Origin of the sequence: Trichococcus paludicola (assembly GCF_003052295.1) — a bacterium.
Classification (GTDB): Bacteria; Bacillota; Bacilli; order Lactobacillales; family Aerococcaceae; genus Trichococcus; species Trichococcus paludicola.
The window spans coordinates 125,643-142,397 of sequence record NZ_QBLC01000002.1; the positions used below are offsets into that span (position 1 = coordinate 125,643).

A 16,755-nucleotide genomic window follows, 5' to 3' on the forward strand; every position below is an offset into this window, starting at 1 on the left:
GGACCGCCATCAATGGGGAAGATGGTATATTTTTCGACGAAATTGCAGTACAATAAAGGATGGACAGCAAGAAGCAGAGGAAGTGATAGCGTGAAATGGAGTATGCCGGACAAGTTGATACAAGAGGGACGCGAATATGTGAATGAGGATCGCGTGCTATCCGTGCAACCGGATTTCCACAGCCAGGTTTGGCATTGTGAGGTGCTCGGCAGTAAAATGTATCATGTCACCTTAGATGGGACAGCCAGGGAACAGGATGTATGTCAGTGCAAGTACTGGAAAAATCATCAGTATTGCAAGCATACGATCGCTGTTGAATTGTATCTGAAGGAGAAATGCGGTACCCGTATTCTGACGGAAAGCAGCGCAGAACAGTTTCAGGTCGATGCAGAAACTGCCGGTCAAGAATTTGTGAACGATTTGACGCAGATTTTCTTCCAAGAAAACAAAGGCGCCCAGAGCCTGAACACCCAAGCAGATTTTTTAGTGCAGTATACGCTGCAAGTTCTGCGCATGAAACCCAACAGTCTGATGCAAAACACTGGTGAGCATGTATTGGCTCTTTCCTTGCGTGCAGGGGTCGATAAACCTTACATGGTCACCAATATCGAACAATTTACGGAACAATTCATCAAACAAGAAAAATGGGAATACCGTCTCGGCGATGGGATCGATTTCCGGACAGTGAAGATACAGGAAATGGACCAGCCCATCATCTACCGGTTGCATAAACTGCTGGAGGAGCAACCCGCTGCATTGAACAAGCAATTGCTGAATGTTACGGCCAGAAAATTGGATTCCTACCTGATCCTTCCGCCGAGTTCAGCGCACTCCATTCTGGAGGATTTGATCCAAACTGGCAGGGTCGAATGGATTGCCGGCGAACAAACGTATCCGGATGTGCAAATCAGTCCCGAAAAACCCGGCTATCAATTCCTTTTGGGGAAAAAAGGCAAGGGAATAGAACTTCGCATCCAGTGCGACAACATCATCCATCTGTTGGATTACGACTGGTTGATCGAGGGCAACAAAGTCCATCCGCTCAGTGTGCAGCAACATAAACTGTTGGGGTACCTCTCGTTCTTTGAAAAACGTTTTGAAGACTCAAATGTGATCGGAATCGAAGAACCAGATGTATCGGATTTGCTGACCTATGTTATTCCCTTGCTGAAACAGATTGGAACGGTGCACTTCAGTGAAGAACTGGAGCGCAACATCGTTGATGAGCCGCTGACCGTCTCCATCCATTTCCGAGGTCCGGCCAAGCGCATAAAAGGTGAAATTTTCTTCAAATACGGGGAAACGGTCTTCCGTCAGAACCGTGCTTCGAAAACGGAGTCCCAATTCCTGATCAGGGATACGATAGGTGAAGAGCGGATCCTGCAGGTGTTGGGAAATCTGGATTTCAACATAATCGAAAACCAAATAGCCTTCCTGGCTTCGAAGGATGTTGATCTATTCAGCTTTCTTTACAGGAAAATACCTGTTTTGCGCCGTTATGCCGAGGTCGAATTAAGTCCGGATCTGCAGAATCTGATAGTGGAAAATACTGAAGTTTCAACATCGGTTCAACGCAGGACAAGGGATTCTTTTTTGGATATCCGGTTTGATGTCGGTGGCATTTCGGAAAATGAGATCGACAGATTATTGAATAGCCTCAAAAAAAATGACGCTTATTACAAGACGGAAGACGGTCGCATCTTATCTTTGGAGACGGAAACAATGAAAGAGATGAATCGTTTCCTTTCATTGATCAAAGATGAGTCTCAGCTCCATGATGGAACAATATCCATGCCGATGATCAAGAGCATGACACTCGAAAAAGAAATCAATGATCTGAACCCTGAAGTCGGCAGCCAAGATTTCCTTAACGAACTGTATCATTTCATCAAGCACCCGAATGAGTTTCCGGCTGAATTGCCAAAAACGTTGCAAGCGGATTTGCGTCCGTATCAAGTGACCGGCTTCAAATGGCTGAAATTTCTCGCCAACTACGGCTTAGGCGGTATTTTGGCTGATGAAATGGGACTCGGCAAAACGCTCCAGTTGATCACCTTCTTGCTCAGCGAAGTAGAGGAAGGTAAAAATGATGCCAAACCCGCTTTGGTGATTGCGCCGGCTTCACTGATCTACAACTGGAAGTACGAATTCCAAAAATTTGCGCCCCAGCTTCAGATAAGTGTCATCAGCGGCGTGAAGAAGGAGCGAGAAGAGCAGTTGTCTCAATTGCCCGAGAACGGCATTGCGATAACCTCTTATCAAAGTTTCCGGCAGGATATCGAATCTTATCAAAAGTGTGATTTCTATGCGATGATCCTGGACGAATCCCAGTATGTCAATAACTACAATACGAAGACGTTCCGTGCCATAGCGAAGATGAATGCCCGGGTCAATATTGCGTTGAGCGGCACGCCGATCGAGAACAGCGTGACGGAATTCTGGGCGATTTTCCAATTGATTTTGCCGGGATTGTTCCCGAAATTACAAGAATTCAAAAAAATGTCGCTCGAAGATATTTCGAAAACAGCCAAACCCTTCATGTTGCGTAGGCTGAAGGCGGATGTTCTGGGTGATCTCCCGGAAAAATCCGAAGCCGATCTGTATAGCAGTCTCAATCGCGAACAGAAAATCATGTATTTGGCTTATCTCCAACAATTGCAGGAAAAGGTATCTGATTATGACAGTGAAGATTTCCAACGGAACCGAATGGAGATTTTGGCCGGGCTGACCCGTCTGCGTCAAATCTGTTGCGATCCCCGTTTGGTGGATGCAGCCTATGAAGGCGGCTCGGGGAAATTGGAGCAACTGGTCGAAATATTGAAAAATGCTCAAGAGAACAACCAGCATGTTTTGGTGTTTTCACAATTCACATCCATGTTGAAGTTGATCGAAGCAGAGTTGGTCAAGCAAAATTTAAGCCATCTCTATCTCAGCGGAAAAACCCCTCCAGCCGAAAGGATTACGTTGGTCAACCAGTTCAACGAAGGCCACACGGATGTATTTTTGATTTCACTGAAAGCGGGCGGCACCGGGTTGAACCTGACCGGCGCAGACACCGTCATCCTCTTCGATTTATGGTGGAACCCGGCAGTAGAAGAGCAAGCCGCCGGGCGAGCACACCGCATCGGCCAAAAGAAAAACGTGCAGGTGTACCGTTTCATCGCTGAGGGAACCATCGAAGAGAAAATCAATCAGCTGCAGCAGGACAAAAAGATGCTCTTTGATCAGTTGATCGTATCCGAAGGGGAAGAGGCGCTCAGCCGACAACGGTTGACGAACGATGACATCAAGCAGATTTTGGGGATTCAATCCGAGAATAACCAGTGATGAGGCTGTTTGATATCCATTTCCAGAAAAAACACTTGCTTCTTTCAGTATAATTGGATATAATTATCAACGGTGCAAAACCACATTTCACACCTTGATCGATACGGCAGACGTTGCTTATCGGAAGATGAGTTTCTGCTGTAGAAGAAATCGGGGGAGGAAAATAAAAACAAACTTGGAGGAAACAAACATGGCAGTAATTTCAATGAAACAATTATTGGAAGCAGGCGTACACTTCGGTCACCAGACTCGTCGTTGGAACCCAAAAATGAAGAGATACATCTTTACAGAAAGAAACGGTATCTACATCATCGACTTGCAAAAAACTGTAAAATTAGTCGACGAAGCATACAAATATATGCTTAACGTTGCTGAAGAAGGCGGCGTAGCTTTATTCGTAGGGACTAAAAAACAAGCGCAAGATTCAATCAAAGACGAAGCGATCCGTTCAGGTCAATTCTTCGTAAATCACCGTTGGTTAGGTGGTACTTTGACTAACTGGGATACTATCCAAAAACGTATCAAACGTTTGAAATCAATCGAAGCTATGTCTGAAGACGGCACTTTCGAACTACTTCCTAAAAAAGAAGTTTCTATCTTGAAAAAAGAACAAGAACGTTTGGAAAAATTCTTAGGCGGTATCAAAGATATGCCTAGAATCCCGGATGTAATGTTCATCGTTGACCCAAGAAAAGAAAGAATCGCTGTTCAAGAAGCTCACAAATTGAACATTCCTATCGTCGCTATGGTTGACACAAACTGTGATCCAGATGAGATCGACGTAGTAATCCCTTCAAATGATGATGCTATCCGCGCAGTTAAATTGATCACTGCTAAAATGGCTGATGCTTTCATCGAAGGCAACCAAGGAAAAGATCAAGTTGAAATTTCTGTTGAAGAAACTTTTGCAGCTGAAGCTGACGAAGCAACTTCATTAGAAGAAATCGTTGAAGTTGTAGAAGGCAACAACGAATAATATTTCCTATTTAGTTTGAAGTAACGAGCTGTCTCAGAAAAGAAGAAAGATATAGCCAATTTGGCAGCCGACATCTTTTCTATTCTCTTTGGGACAGCTTTTTTTATGAAAAAGAATATTCAGGAGGAATCATAGAATGGCACAAGTAACAGCTAAAATGGTTAAAGAATTACGCGACATGACAGGCGTAGGCATGATGGATGCTAAAAGAGCTCTAGTAGAAGTCGATGGCGACATGGACAAAGCGGTTGACTACTTAAGAGAAAACGGTATGGCTAAAGCAGCTAAAAAAGCTGACCGTATCGCTGCTGAAGGACTTGCAAACGTATTTGTTGACGGAAATACAGCCGTAATCGCTGAAATCAATGCAGAAACTGATTTTGTTGCGAAAAACGACAAATTCCAAAACTTGGTAGCTGACATTACAGCAATCATCGCTAAAAACAAACCAGAAACTGTGGAAGCTGCTTTAGCAATCGAAACTGCTGAAGGTACATTAAACGATGTTATCTTGAGCGCTACTACAATAATCGGCGAAAAAATTACTTTGCGTCGCTTTACTATCGTTGAAAAAACGGATGCTGATGCTTTCGGTGCATACTTACACCAAGGCGGACGTATTGCTGTATTGACATTATTGGAAGGATCTGCTGATGCGGATGCTGCTAAAGACATCTCTATGCACATCGCTGCCATCAATCCTAAATATGTTTCGCGCGACGAAGTTTCTCCAGAAGAACTTGAACATGAAAAGAAAGTTCTGACTGAACAAGCATTGAACGAAGGTAAACCAGCCAATATCGTTGAAAAAATGATCGTAGGCCGTTTGAACAAGTTCTTGAGCGAAATTTCATTGAACGATCAACCTTTTGTTAAAGATCCAGATCAAACAGTTGGACAATTTGCTGCTTCTAAAGGCGGCGCTGTTAAATCATTCGTTCGCTACGCTGTAGGCGAAGGTATCGAAAAACGCTCTGTGGACTTTGCAGAAGAAGTAATGAGCCAAGTTAAAAAATAATGAAAATTGCCCCTTAATTGGGGCTTTTTTATCATAGTCATAAGCCTGATTGATCAGGGGTCAGCCAATTACGGAGGGAAATATAGAATGAGTGAACCAAAATACAAACGCGTTGTTTTAAAACTAAGCGGTGAAGCTTTAGCGGGCAACACTGGTTTCGGAATCAATCCGCCGACGATCGAAGAAATCGTTAAAGAAATCAAAGAAGTACATGACTTGGGCGTGGAAATGGCTATCGTTGTGGGCGGCGGCAATATTTGGCGCGGCACGACAGGCGCTGAAATGGGCATGGAGAGAGCGCAAGCCGACTATATGGGTATGCTTGCGACTGTCATGAATTCTTTGGCTTTGCAGGATGCACTGGAAAATGCAGGCGTTCCGACCCGTGTTCAGACTTCCATCGAAATGAGACAAATTGCCGAACCTTACATCCGCAGACGTGCTGTCCGTCATCTTGAAAAAGGACGCGTTGTGATCTTTGCTGCCGGTACCGGCAATCCTTACTTCTCTACTGATACGACAGCAGCCCTTCGTGCCGCTGAAATCAATGCTGATGTTATTTTGATGGCTAAGAACAATGTTGATGGGGTTTACTCATCCGATCCGATGAAGGACTTGAACGCAACAAAATTCTCTGAATTGACTCATTTGGATGTTATTTCCAAAGGACTGCAAGTAATGGATACTACAGCAAGCTCATTAAGCATGGATAACGACATCCCGCTAGTTGTGTTTAACTTAAACAGACAAGGGAATATTCGCCGTGTTATACTTGGAGAAGATATCGGAACGACTGTTAGGGGGAAATAATCATGGTTAAAGAAATCCTGGATAATGCGACCGACAGAATGAAAAAAACAGAAGCTGCATTGATCCGCGAACTTGGCTCGATTCGGGCAGGCCGCGCGAATGCTAGTCTATTGGATCGCATCGAAGTGGAATACTACGGAACGAACACGCCGGTGAATCAATTGGCTTCCATCACGATTCCTGAAGGACGCATGTTGCTGGTGACACCTTACGATAAATCCAGTATCGGTGATATCGAACGCGCGATTTACCAAAGTGACCTTGGCATCAACCCAGCCAATGACGGGAGTGTCATCCGTTTGGTGATCCCGGCACTGACTTCAGAGCGACGCAAAGAGTTGGCAAAAACCGTCGGCAAAGAAAACGAAGCGGCTAAGGTCTCTATCCGTAATATTCGCCGCGATGCCATCGAAGCGTTGAAAAAAGCAGAAAAGAACAAAGAAATCACAGAAGATGAGTTGCGCACCTATGAAAAGAAAGTGCAAGAGTTGACCGATAAATCTTCCAAAGAAATCGACAAAATAACAGCGGACAAAGAAAAAGAAATTTTGGACGTTTAAAATTTCATCCGTTGAAAAAGAGCCAGGGCACAAATCATTTCGAATGATTTGTGCCCTGGCTTTTTTAAATCAGCCCTCCTACTTAAAAATTTTATAATTTCCTGTTAATCATAGGAATTCAGGCGGGTTTTTGTTAAAATATAGAGAGTTATGAAAAAGTGAGGGATAAAGCATGGCTCTATTCAAGAGTGAGAATCCAAAAACAGAATTGCCGTTCGATGAAAACGGCAGCGTTCCAGCCCATATCGCCATCATCATGGACGGAAATGGCCGTTGGGCAAAGAAAAAATTGATGCCGCGTGTCTATGGACATAAAGAGGGCATGAACACCGTGAAAAGGATAGCCATAGAAGCAAGCCGCCTTGATGTAAAAGTGTTGACGCTCTATGCCTTTTCAACAGAAAACTGGAAACGTCCGACTGATGAAGTCAATTTTTTAATGGGTTTGCCCATCGATTTTTTTGATGTGTTCATGCCGGAATTGATGCAGAACAACATCAAAGTGACGACCATCGGCTGGATCGATCAACTGCCCGAAAAGACACTGAAAGTCGTGCAAAATGCGATTGAAAAAACGAAAGACAATACCGGCTTGATTCTGAATTTCGCATTGAATTACGGTTCCAGGGCTGAAATCCTCCAAGCGACGAAAATGATTGCGGGTGATGTCGCATCGGGAAAGCTTTCGGCAGACGAAATCACCGATGAAATATTCGCCGGATACCTATTCACGAGCGGGCTTGGTGAATGGCAGGATCCCGATTTGCTGATCCGCACCAGTGGGGAAATCCGGTTAAGCAACTTTTTGCTCTGGCAGGCTGCGTACAGTGAAATGTACTTCACGGAAGAATTTTGGCCTGATTTTTCAACAGCCAGCTTGCGGGCTGCGCTAGCAGAATATCAGCATCGCAATCGCCGCTTCGGCGGCATATAGGGAGGATACCATGAAGGAAAGAGTAATCACAGGCATAGTGGCTGCCGCCGTTTTTATCCCATTTTTATGGGTTGGAGGACTGGCGTTGCAACTGCTTATGACAGCAATAGGATTGATAGCTGTCCAAGAATTACTGAAGATGAAAAAGCTGACCATTTTCAGCGTGGAGGGAATCATCACCGCTTTGGCGACCGTCCTTTTGATGTTGCCGGAATCCTACTTGCATTTCATCCCAGACGGCATCGATGCGATGCTTTTGATTTATTTGGAAGCATTGATCCTGTTCGTATTCACAGTGTTCTCAAGAAATGATTTCACCTTCGACGATGCAGCTGCTTCCGTTCTGACTTCCTTATATGTCGGGAGAGGATTCTATTACTTTATGCAGACAAGGGATATCGGATTTTGGATGGTGCTTTTAGTGCTGTTCATCATCTGGGGAACGGATATCGGCGCTTATATGATCGGAAGAAAAATTGGCAAGAACAAATTGGCACCGGCAATCAGCCCCAATAAAACGATCGAAGGCTCAGTCGGCGGATCGATCGCGGCAGTGCTGATCGCCATCGTGTTTTTCCACTACTACAATCCGTTGGGTTTATCGATGGGCCTCCAGATTATGTTGGCAGTCCTGCTTTCGGTCTGCGGGCAGATGGGTGATTTGGTCGAATCGGCATTCAAGCGCCACTTTGGCGTCAAGGATGCCGGGAAGATATTGCCCGGACATGGCGGTATGCTCGATCGTTTTGACAGCACTCTTTTTGTGATGCCTGTGTTCCATATTTTTCTGCATTTCATATTTTAAGAACGGGAAGTCAAGATACAGAAAGGGAGGGATTACATGCTTCAGACAATCATAACGTTCATTATCGTGTTCAGCATATTAGTGATCATCCATGAATTCGGCCATTTCTATTTTGCGAAAAAAGCGGGTATTTTGGTTCGTGAATTCGCAATCGGTATGGGGCCGAAAATCTTCTCTCATCGCAAAAACGGAACGACCTATACGATCAGAATGCTGCCTATAGGCGGATACGTGCGGATGGCAGGCATCGGAGATGAGGATACCGAGTTAAAACCCGGTATGCCGCTTAACATATCGCTTGACGAGGCACAACAAGTCACTCAAATAGATTTAAGCAATAAACAGCATTTGCATACTGTTCCGATAGAATTACTGGAAGCTGATCTGGAACAGGCGCTCTTCATTAAGGGCATCATTCCGGGAAGTTCGGAACCCGTTACCTATGAAGTCAAACGCGATGCGACAATCATCGAAGCGGATGGAACAGAGGTTCAGATCGCGCCCATCGATGTGCAATACCAATCAGCTCCCTTGCTGAAACGGATGATGACAAACTTTGCCGGACCGATGAATAATTTTATTTTGGGTATTGCGGTATTCATCACGATTGCGTTCGTGCAAGGCGGCGTTACGGTCAACGATAATCGCCTAGGCGAAATCCAACCTGACAGCCCGGCGGAAGCAGCCGGATTGCGGGAGGATGACGAAGTCTTGGCTGTGAATGGCGAAGAAATCGCTGAATGGACGGAACTGGTTGCATCCATCCAAGCTAATCCGGGCAATGAAATCACACTAACAGTTGTGACTGAAAATCAAGAAGCGCGTGATGTGCTTATCACGCCCGAAACGAAAACCGATGAACAAGGCAATGATTATGGGCTGATCGGTGTTGCTCCTCCTATGGATCGCACGGTGATGGCTAAAATCAGTTACGGTTTTGAAGAATTTTGGTTGATAGCCACTTCCATCTTTGGATTGGTCTTCTCCATGTTCAGGACCGGCTTCCAAGCCGATTCTTTCGGCGGGCCTGTCGCCATCTATGCGGCAACGGAACAAGTCGTTGATTATGGCTTTCTGAGCGTGCTCAGTTTCTTGGCCTATTTGAGCATCAACCTCGGTGTCGTGAATCTATTGCCGATTCCGGCATTGGATGGCGGGAAACTGCTGCTGAACGTGGTGGAAGGCATCCGAGGCAAGCCGCTGGATCCTGAGAAGGAAGGCATCATCACTGCTATCGGAATGGGGCTTTTGCTCCTTCTGATGGTCATCGTCACTTGGAACGACATCCAAAGATTTTTCTTTGGGCAATAAGTAGGAAGTTAATAAGAAGATTCAAAGAAAGGAAAGTTCATTCTTTGGATCTTTTTGTTTGTTAGTTAAGAAGGAGAGATCAAATGGCATTATCGAAACATGAATTGTTCCAGCAGATGCTGGAACAGATAAATCTGCATCACAAGCCGGAGTATCTGCCGTATTTCGAAAACGGGGAAATCGAACAGGTCATCGTGCATAAAAAATCCAAATTATGGTCCTTCCAGTTCGTTTTTGACAACGTCCTGCCTTTCGAAGTGTTCAATGCTTTGATGAACCATATGAAAATAAAGTTCCAATCCATTGCAACGATCGATTTTCAAATCAAAACAAGGAAACCAATCTTGACGAACGAGAGTATTCTGGATTATTGGGAAACGGTCGTCCAGCGAAGCAACATATCCTCGCCGCTTGTCCAGACGCTTTTTGCCAAACACACGCCCGTCGTCCTGAACAACAAAGTTGTGATCAATGTTGAAAATGAGATCACCAAAAATCATTTAGCGGACAACTATCTGTCCGTCATCCAACAAAATTATCTCGTCTTGGGGTTCCCGAGTTTCCAGATTACGATTGAAGTGGACGAAGAAGCATCCGAAGCCAGAATGGCGCAATATCTGGCAAGAAAACAAGAGCAGGATGAAATGTTGGTCAAACAAGCAGAAGAAGCCATCAAACAAAACCAACAGGACAGACAACGCAGCGACGGCTCGCAGTCGAAAGGCGGCAACAACGGTCCCCTGCTGATCGGCAGACAAATTTCAGGCAAGGAAGAAATCAAGCAGATGGCTTCGATCACCGAAGAAGAGCGTTCCGTTGTCATCGAAGGTTACATTTTCGACAGCGAAATCCGTGAACTGCGCTCCGGCCGAAAACTGCTCGTATTCAAAATGACGGATTACACTTCCTCGTTTTCGGTGAAGCTGTTCTCGTCAAATGAAACAGATGAACAGAACTTCGAGCTGGTCAAAAAAGGCATCTGGGTGCGCGTACGCGGGAGTGTCCAAGAAGACACATTCATGCGTGACTTGGTTGTGAATGGCCGCGACGTCAATGAGGTGGCGCATGCGGAACGGAAAGATCGTGCGCCTGAGGACGAAAAAAGGGTCGAATTGCATCTGCACTCAAATATGAGTCAAATGGATGCCACCAATGGCATCAGTGATTTTGTCAAACAGGCAGCCAAATGGGGGCACAAAGCCATCGCGTTGACTGACCATGCCGCCGCGCAAGGCTATCCCGACGCCCATGCAGCCGGGAAAGCGAATAACGTGAAAATATTGTACGGGGTTGAAGCTTACGTCGTCGATGATGGTGTTCCGATTGCCTATAATCCGGTCCATGAGGATCTCAGCGAAGCAATCTATGTAGTTTTCGACGTGGAAACGACGGGCTTGTCGGCAGTATACGATAAGATCATCGAGTTGGCTGCCGTAAAAATGTACAAAGGAAATGTCATCGAGACATTCGAAGAGTTCATCAATCCAGGGCATCCGTTATCTCAGACGACCATTCAATTGACCGGCATAACCGATGACATGGTGCGCGACTCCAAACCGGAAAAAACGGTGTTGGAGGAATTCGCGGCATTCTCAGAAGGATCCATTCTTGTAGCCCACAATGCCAGTTTTGACATGGGCTTCCTGAACAACAGTTATGAACGCCATGGTATGCCAGAGGCGCCACATCCGGTGATTGATACATTAGAAATGTCCCGTTTCCTGCATCCGCAGTTGAAATCCCATCGTTTGAATACGTTGGCGAAACGCTATGGTGTCGGCTTGGAACAGCATCACCGAGCAGTATATGATTCAGAAACAACCGGGGCACTCTGCTGGATATTCCTGAAGGAAGCACGCGAAGAGCATAACATCTTGTTTCATGATGACCTCAACAAATATATTGGCGGCGGCGATTCTTACAAACGTGCACGGCCGTTCCATGCAACGATTCTGGCAAAAAATCAAGATGGGCTGAAGGACCTGTTCAAAATCATATCAGCTTCAAATATCGAGTATTATTACCGGACACCGCGTCTTCCGCGCAGCGTCCTGCAGGCGATTCGAGGAAACTTATTGATCGGTTCTGCCTGCAGCGCAGGCGAGATCTTCGAGGCGATGATGCAAAAAGGGGCAGAGGTGGCAAAGGAAAAAGCCAAGTTCTATGATTACATCGAAGTCATGCCGAAAGAGGTTTATGCACCGCTCATCACGAAGGAATTAGTCAAGAATGAAAGCGATCTGGAGGATATCATCACTCAAATCGTTGCCATCGGGGATGAACTGGGAAAAACGGTCGTCGCAACCGGGAATGTCCATTATCTGAACAAGGAGGACGCCATCTACCGGGAAATATTGATTGGGTCCTTGAAAGTGAACCAAGGGAAAGTTCTGCATATGCCGGAAGTCCATTTCCGGACGACAGATGAGATGTTGGACTGCTTCTCTTTTCTGGGAAAAGAGAAGGCCAAGGAAATCGTCATATATAATACCCAAAAAATTGCTGACAGCACTGAAGTGATCGTTCCGATCAAGGATCAATTGTATACACCGAACATGGAAGGTGCGAACGAGGAAGTCACGCGACTTTCCTATGACGAAGCCAAGCGTCTCTATGGCGAAGAACTCCCAGAACTGGTCGAAAAGAGGCTGGAGAAGGAGCTCAACTCGATCATCGGCAACGGCTTCTCGGTTATCTATCTGATTTCCCAAAAATTGGTGCTGAAGAGCAACCAAGACGGCTATTTGGTTGGTTCCCGGGGCTCGGTCGGCTCAAGTTTCGTAGCCACCATGACCGGGATAACGGAGGTCAACCCTTTGCCGCCGCATTACCGCTGTCCGGAATGCAAATATTCCTATTTCTATGAAGACGGATCGATTGGTTCCGGCTACGACTTGGAAAAAAAGGACTGCCCGAAATGCGGGACAGACATGGACCGCGATGGGCACGACATCCCGTTCGAAACCTTCCTTGGTTTCTACGGAGACAAAGTACCCGATATCGATTTGAACTTCTCAGGGGAATATCAAGCGCAAGCCCACGCCTATACCAAGGAGCTTTTTGGGGAGGAGTATGTGTACCGTGCCGGGACGATCGGTACCGTTGCGGACAAGACGGCCTTTGGATATGTAAAAGCCTATGAACGGGATCATAACTTCAGATTCTCATCGGCTGAAATCGATCGGTTGGCAAAAGGCTGCACGGGCGTCAAACGGACGACCGGACAGCATCCCGGTGGCATCATCGTCATTCCGGACTACATGGACGTCTATGATTTTACACCTATCCAGTTCCCGGCAGATGCCCAGGATTCTGAGTGGAAAACGACCCACTTCGACTTCCACTCCATCCATGATAACGTGCTGAAATTGGATATACTGGGACACGACGATCCAACCGTAATCCGCATGCTCCAGGATCTATCCGGAATTGATCCGCAAACAATCCCGCCTAATGATCCGGATGTCATGAAGATATTCAGTGGCACCGAAGTGTTGGGTATCACGCCGGACCAGATATTCAGTAAAACCGGAACCCTCGGAATACCTGAATTTGGTACGCGCTTCGTCCGGGGAATGTTGGAGCAAACGAGTCCAAACACCTTTGCAGAGTTGCTGCAAATTTCGGGCCTTTCCCACGGGACGGATGTCTATCTGGGCAATGCCGAAACGCTCATCCGTGAGAACAACATCCCGCTGGCGGACGTTATCGGCTGTCGTGACGACATCATGGTATATCTGATCCATCACGGCATGGATGACGGTCTGGCCTTCAAAATCATGGAAAGTGTCCGTAAAGGGAAAGGGATCCCTGATGATTGGCAGGCGGACATGAGGGCAAAAGAAATACCCGAATGGTACATCCAATCGTGCCTGAAGATCAAATATATGTTCCCGAAAGCCCATGCTGCCGCGTACGTCTTGATGGCTTTGCGCGTTGCTTATTTCAAAGTGCACCAGCCGATCCGTTATTACTGTGCCTTCTTCTCCGTGCGCGCGCAGGATTTCGATTTGGTCGCGATGACGCAAGGGAAAGAAATGATCAAGACCCGCATGAAAGAAATCATGGATAAGGGTTTGGAAGCCTCGGTCAAGGAAAAAAGTTTACTGACCGTATTGGAATTGGCGAACGAAATGGTCGAGCGCGGCTTCACCTTCAAGATGGTCGATCTCGATAAATCGCATGCAAATAATTTCGTGATAGAAGGGGATACGCTGATTGCACCATTCCGGGCTATTCCGGGATTGGGCGGCAACGTGGCGAACCAGATCGTTCAAGCGAGGGAATCCCAACCGTTCCTATCCAAAGAGGACTTGGCCACGCGAGGGAAAGTTTCGAAGACGATCATCGATTACATGAATGAAAATGGCGTGTTGAAAAACTTGCCGGACGAAAATCAACTTTCTTTATTTGATTTTTAGGGGAAGGCTATTCCAAAGCCATTAGATTGGTAAGTCCTTGCATTTACTGACACAATGGTGTATGATTATATGAGAATAAGTCGTCGGATGGAGTGAGCGGAAACGCTCACTCTTTTTACGCAGTCAGCCAATGTATGACAGTGGTGTAGGATTGATAAAGGAGGATTTCTGTGAGTCGTGTAGTAGATGAAGTTCGAGTAGTGGTTCAACCAATAGTTGATGAACAGAATTTAGAATTAGTGGATATGGAATTTTTGAAGGAAGGGAAAAACTGGTTCCTCAGAATCTATATAGATAAGCCAGGCGGCATCGATATCGAAGAGTGTGCATTGATCAGCGAAAAGGTCAGTGAAGCGTTGGATGCCATCGACCCTGACCCGATCCCGCAAGCGTATTTCCTGGAGGTGTCCTCACCAGGAGCAGAGCGTCCATTAAAGACTGAAGCAGATATGCAGAATGCCATCGGTAAATACGTGCATCTGTCCTTTTATCAGGCGATTGATGGTGAGAAATTCTACGAAGGAACGTTGAAGGAAATAAATGACGAGTCCGTCGTATTGACGATCAGAATCAAAACCAGAACAAAAGATATCGAAATCGAAAGAAAACAGATCGCAAACGCAAGATTGGCTATCCAATTTTAATCATTTTTTTGAGATAGGAGTGAACGAATAATATGAGCAAAGAAATGTTAAGTGCTCTTGAAGTGTTGGAAAAAGACAAAGGTATTTCAAAAGAGATTGTCATCAGTGCGTTGGAAGCTGCGCTTGTGTCTGCATACAAACGTAATTATGGTCAGGCCCAAAACGTTGAAGTGGAATTCGATACGAAAAAAGGGGACATCCATGTCTACGCTGTTAAAGAAGTAGTGGATATGGTGTTTGATTCGACTTTGGAAGTAAGTCTGGAGGATGCTTTGCAGATCAATAAAGCATACGAATTAGGCGACAAGATCCGTTTTGAGGTCACTCCCAAAGATTTCGGAAGGATTGCCGCTCAGACAGCCAAGCAAGTCATCATGCAACGTATCCGTGAAGCGGAACGCAGCATCGTCTACAATCAATTCATCGCATATGAGAATGACATTTTGACGGGTGTCGTCGAAAGAATGGACAGCCGGTACATTTACGTGAGCCTTGGGAAAATTGAAGCGGTATTGTCCAAGCAGGAGCAGATTCCGAATGAAACGTTCCAGCCGCACGACCGCATCAAAGTGTACATCACAAAAGTCGAAAACACCTCGAAAGGGCCGCAAGTTTTTGTCAGCCGCAGTCATCCCGACTTGCTGAAGCGCTTGTTTGAGCAAGAAGTTCCGGAAATCTTCGATGGTGTAGTCGAAATCGTTTCGATCGCCCGTGAAGCTGGAGACCGTTCAAAAGTAGCCGTGCGCTCACGCGATAAGAACGTCGACCCTGTCGGAACCTGCGTAGGACCAAGAGGTCAGCGTGTCCAAGCAATCGTAAACGAATTGCGCGGAGAAAATATGGATATCGTTGAATGGAATGAAGATCCGTCGATTTACATCGGAAATGCATTGAATCCAGCACAAGTCGTGAATGTAGATTTTCATCAAGCGGACGGCAGTTGTACTGTCATCGTTCCGGATTATCAACTATCATTGGCAATCGGTAAAAAAGGTCAAAATGCGCGCTTGGCGGCAAAATTGACAGGCTATAAAATCGATATCAAGTCCGAAACGGAGTATAATAAGTTATTGATGGAATCCGGTGCTCAAAAAGTTGCAGTCGATGATGAAGATGCTGATATGCTTCATTCTTTCGCTGGCTTGGATAAGATGTTCCCGGCTGAGGAAGTCGCTGAAGATATCGCTGTTCCAGCGGAAGAAACGGATTATGCGGAAGCATACGAAAATGATGAACAAATCCTTGATCCTGAAGATGTAGAGCAGCTGATCTCGGAAGTCGAGACAGATCCGGAACAAAGCTATGATGAACTAGCAGAGGACCATCAAGACTAATCAGTGAGGTGAAGGTTTATGAAGACAAGAAAAGTTCCGATGAGGAAATGTGTCGTCTCCAACGAGATGAAACCAAAAAAAGAATTAGTCCGAATCGTAAAAAATCAAGCAGGTGAAATCGCCATTGACCCTACTGGCCGCATGAATGGTCGTGGAGCCTATGTCTCTCTGGAACCTGCATTGGTGCAGAAAGCTTGGAAGCAACACATTTTGGACAAACATCTTGAGACCGCGATCAGTGATGCTTTCTATCAAGAGTTGTTCGATTATGTTGAACACCAAAAAGCAAGGAGCTTATTATGACACCTGAAGATAAGATGTTGAATTTGCTGGGCTTGGCATTGCGCGCCGGCAGATTGATCACAGGTGAAGAAATGACCATCAAGTCCATCCAAAAAAATGAAGCAGTCTTCGTCCTTTGTGCGACGGACTGCAGCGATAACACCAAAGAAAAATTAGAAAACAAATGCCGCTATTATGAAGTCCCGTTCCTAGTGCATTTCACTTCGGAACAAATCAGTCAAGCAATAGGCAAGTCCCGTTCCATTTGCGCCTTGACCGATAGAGGATTCGCCAAAAGTTTCATGCGGCTGAAAGGAACAAAGTAATGAGATA

13 protein-coding genes are annotated in these 16,755 nt (G+C 45.8%); all 13 read left to right on the forward strand.

The genetic code is table 11. The features are described 5' to 3' along the window. Window positions 1-90 precede the first annotated feature (90 nt). The 13 genes from C7R56_RS03440 (at window position 91) to C7R56_RS03500 (ending at window position 16,748) form a co-directional block, all read left to right on the forward strand. On the forward strand, window positions 91-3,327 hold the full coding sequence (locus C7R56_RS03440) for a DEAD/DEAH box helicase (protein ID WP_159072142.1): 3,237 nt from the start codon (window positions 91-93) through the stop codon (window positions 3,325-3,327). Window positions 3,328-3,517: 190 nt separating this feature from the next. Further along, window positions 3,518-4,303 (forward strand): 30S ribosomal protein S2, encoded by a 786-nt coding sequence (gene rpsB, locus C7R56_RS03445; RefSeq protein ID WP_086627867.1) that lies wholly within the window; start codon window positions 3,518-3,520, stop codon window positions 4,301-4,303. Between the two features lie 136 nt (window positions 4,304-4,439). Next, entirely contained in the window at window positions 4,440-5,321 is an 882-nt protein-coding gene (gene tsf, locus C7R56_RS03450; protein ID WP_107995200.1) for a translation elongation factor Ts, read from the forward strand. Window positions 5,322-5,408: 87 nt separating this feature from the next. Then, complete coding sequence (gene pyrH, locus C7R56_RS03455) at window positions 5,409-6,131, forward strand: UMP kinase (RefSeq protein ID WP_086627869.1); 723 nt, start codon at window positions 5,409-5,411, stop codon at window positions 6,129-6,131. A 2-nt stretch (window positions 6,132-6,133) separates the two neighbouring features. Then, a complete protein-coding gene (frr, locus tag C7R56_RS03460; protein ID WP_107995201.1) occupies window positions 6,134-6,691 on the forward strand; it encodes a ribosome recycling factor in 558 nt (185 codons plus the stop codon). A 172-nt stretch (window positions 6,692-6,863) separates the two neighbouring features. Next, complete coding sequence (locus C7R56_RS03465) at window positions 6,864-7,625, forward strand: isoprenyl transferase (protein ID WP_107995202.1); 762 nt, start codon at window positions 6,864-6,866, stop codon at window positions 7,623-7,625. A gap of 10 nt (window positions 7,626-7,635) precedes the next feature. Continuing rightward, complete coding sequence (locus tag C7R56_RS03470) at window positions 7,636-8,430, forward strand: phosphatidate cytidylyltransferase (protein ID WP_107995203.1); 795 nt, start codon at window positions 7,636-7,638, stop codon at window positions 8,428-8,430. Window positions 8,431-8,466: 36 nt separating this feature from the next. Then, on the forward strand, window positions 8,467-9,741 hold the full coding sequence (rseP, locus tag C7R56_RS03475) for an RIP metalloprotease RseP (protein WP_107995204.1): 1,275 nt from the start codon (window positions 8,467-8,469) through the stop codon (window positions 9,739-9,741). Window positions 9,742-9,824: 83 nt separating this feature from the next. Next, window positions 9,825-14,162, forward strand: coding sequence for a PolC-type DNA polymerase III (locus C7R56_RS03480; protein WP_107995205.1), 4,338 nt, complete (start codon window positions 9,825-9,827; stop codon window positions 14,160-14,162). 170 nt (window positions 14,163-14,332) lie between these two features. After that, window positions 14,333-14,806: a ribosome maturation factor RimP gene (gene rimP, locus C7R56_RS03485; protein WP_107995206.1), complete on the forward strand. Its 474-nt coding sequence runs from the start codon at window positions 14,333-14,335 to the stop codon at window positions 14,804-14,806. A 32-nt stretch (window positions 14,807-14,838) separates the two neighbouring features. Beyond that, window positions 14,839-16,140 carry a transcription termination factor NusA gene (gene nusA, locus C7R56_RS03490; RefSeq protein WP_107995207.1) on the forward strand — a complete coding sequence of 434 codons (1,302 nt, stop codon included), beginning with the start codon at window positions 14,839-14,841 and terminating at the stop codon, window positions 16,138-16,140. 18 nt (window positions 16,141-16,158) lie between these two features. Next, the gene (gene rnpM, locus C7R56_RS03495; protein ID WP_106449474.1) at window positions 16,159-16,443 is read left to right on the forward strand and encodes an RNase P modulator RnpM; all 285 of its coding nucleotides are present in this window, start codon (window positions 16,159-16,161) and stop codon (window positions 16,441-16,443) included. Continuing rightward, window positions 16,440-16,748, forward strand: a complete 309-nt coding sequence (locus C7R56_RS03500) for a L7Ae/L30e/S12e/Gadd45 family ribosomal protein (RefSeq protein ID WP_107995208.1) — start codon at window positions 16,440-16,442, stop codon at window positions 16,746-16,748. The genes rnpM and C7R56_RS03500 overlap by 4 nt, the downstream gene beginning before the upstream one ends. The last annotated feature ends 7 nt before the right edge of the window (window positions 16,749-16,755 follow it).

Bases quoted from the DNA above. Each gene is read 5' to 3' on its own strand.
- C7R56_RS03480 (WP_107995205.1), top strand. From the start codon at position 9,825: ATGGCATTATCGAAACATGAATTGTTCCAGCAGATGCTGGAACAGATA.
- C7R56_RS03500 (WP_107995208.1), top strand. From the start codon at position 16,440: ATGACACCTGAAGATAAGATGTTGAATTTGCTGGGCTTGGCATTGCGC.
- rpsB (WP_086627867.1), top strand. From the start codon at position 3,518: ATGGCAGTAATTTCAATGAAACAATTATTGGAAGCAGGCGTACACTTC.
- rnpM (WP_106449474.1), top strand. From the start codon at position 16,159: ATGAAGACAAGAAAAGTTCCGATGAGGAAATGTGTCGTCTCCAACGAG.
- rseP (WP_107995204.1), top strand. From the start codon at position 8,467: ATGCTTCAGACAATCATAACGTTCATTATCGTGTTCAGCATATTAGTG.
- C7R56_RS03470 (WP_107995203.1), top strand. From the start codon at position 7,636: ATGAAGGAAAGAGTAATCACAGGCATAGTGGCTGCCGCCGTTTTTATC.
- C7R56_RS03465 (WP_107995202.1), top strand. From the start codon at position 6,864: ATGGCTCTATTCAAGAGTGAGAATCCAAAAACAGAATTGCCGTTCGAT.
- tsf (WP_107995200.1), top strand. From the start codon at position 4,440: ATGGCACAAGTAACAGCTAAAATGGTTAAAGAATTACGCGACATGACA.
- nusA (WP_107995207.1), top strand. From the start codon at position 14,839: ATGAGCAAAGAAATGTTAAGTGCTCTTGAAGTGTTGGAAAAAGACAAA.
- frr (WP_107995201.1), top strand. From the start codon at position 6,134: ATGGTTAAAGAAATCCTGGATAATGCGACCGACAGAATGAAAAAAACA.
- pyrH (WP_086627869.1), top strand. From the start codon at position 5,409: ATGAGTGAACCAAAATACAAACGCGTTGTTTTAAAACTAAGCGGTGAA.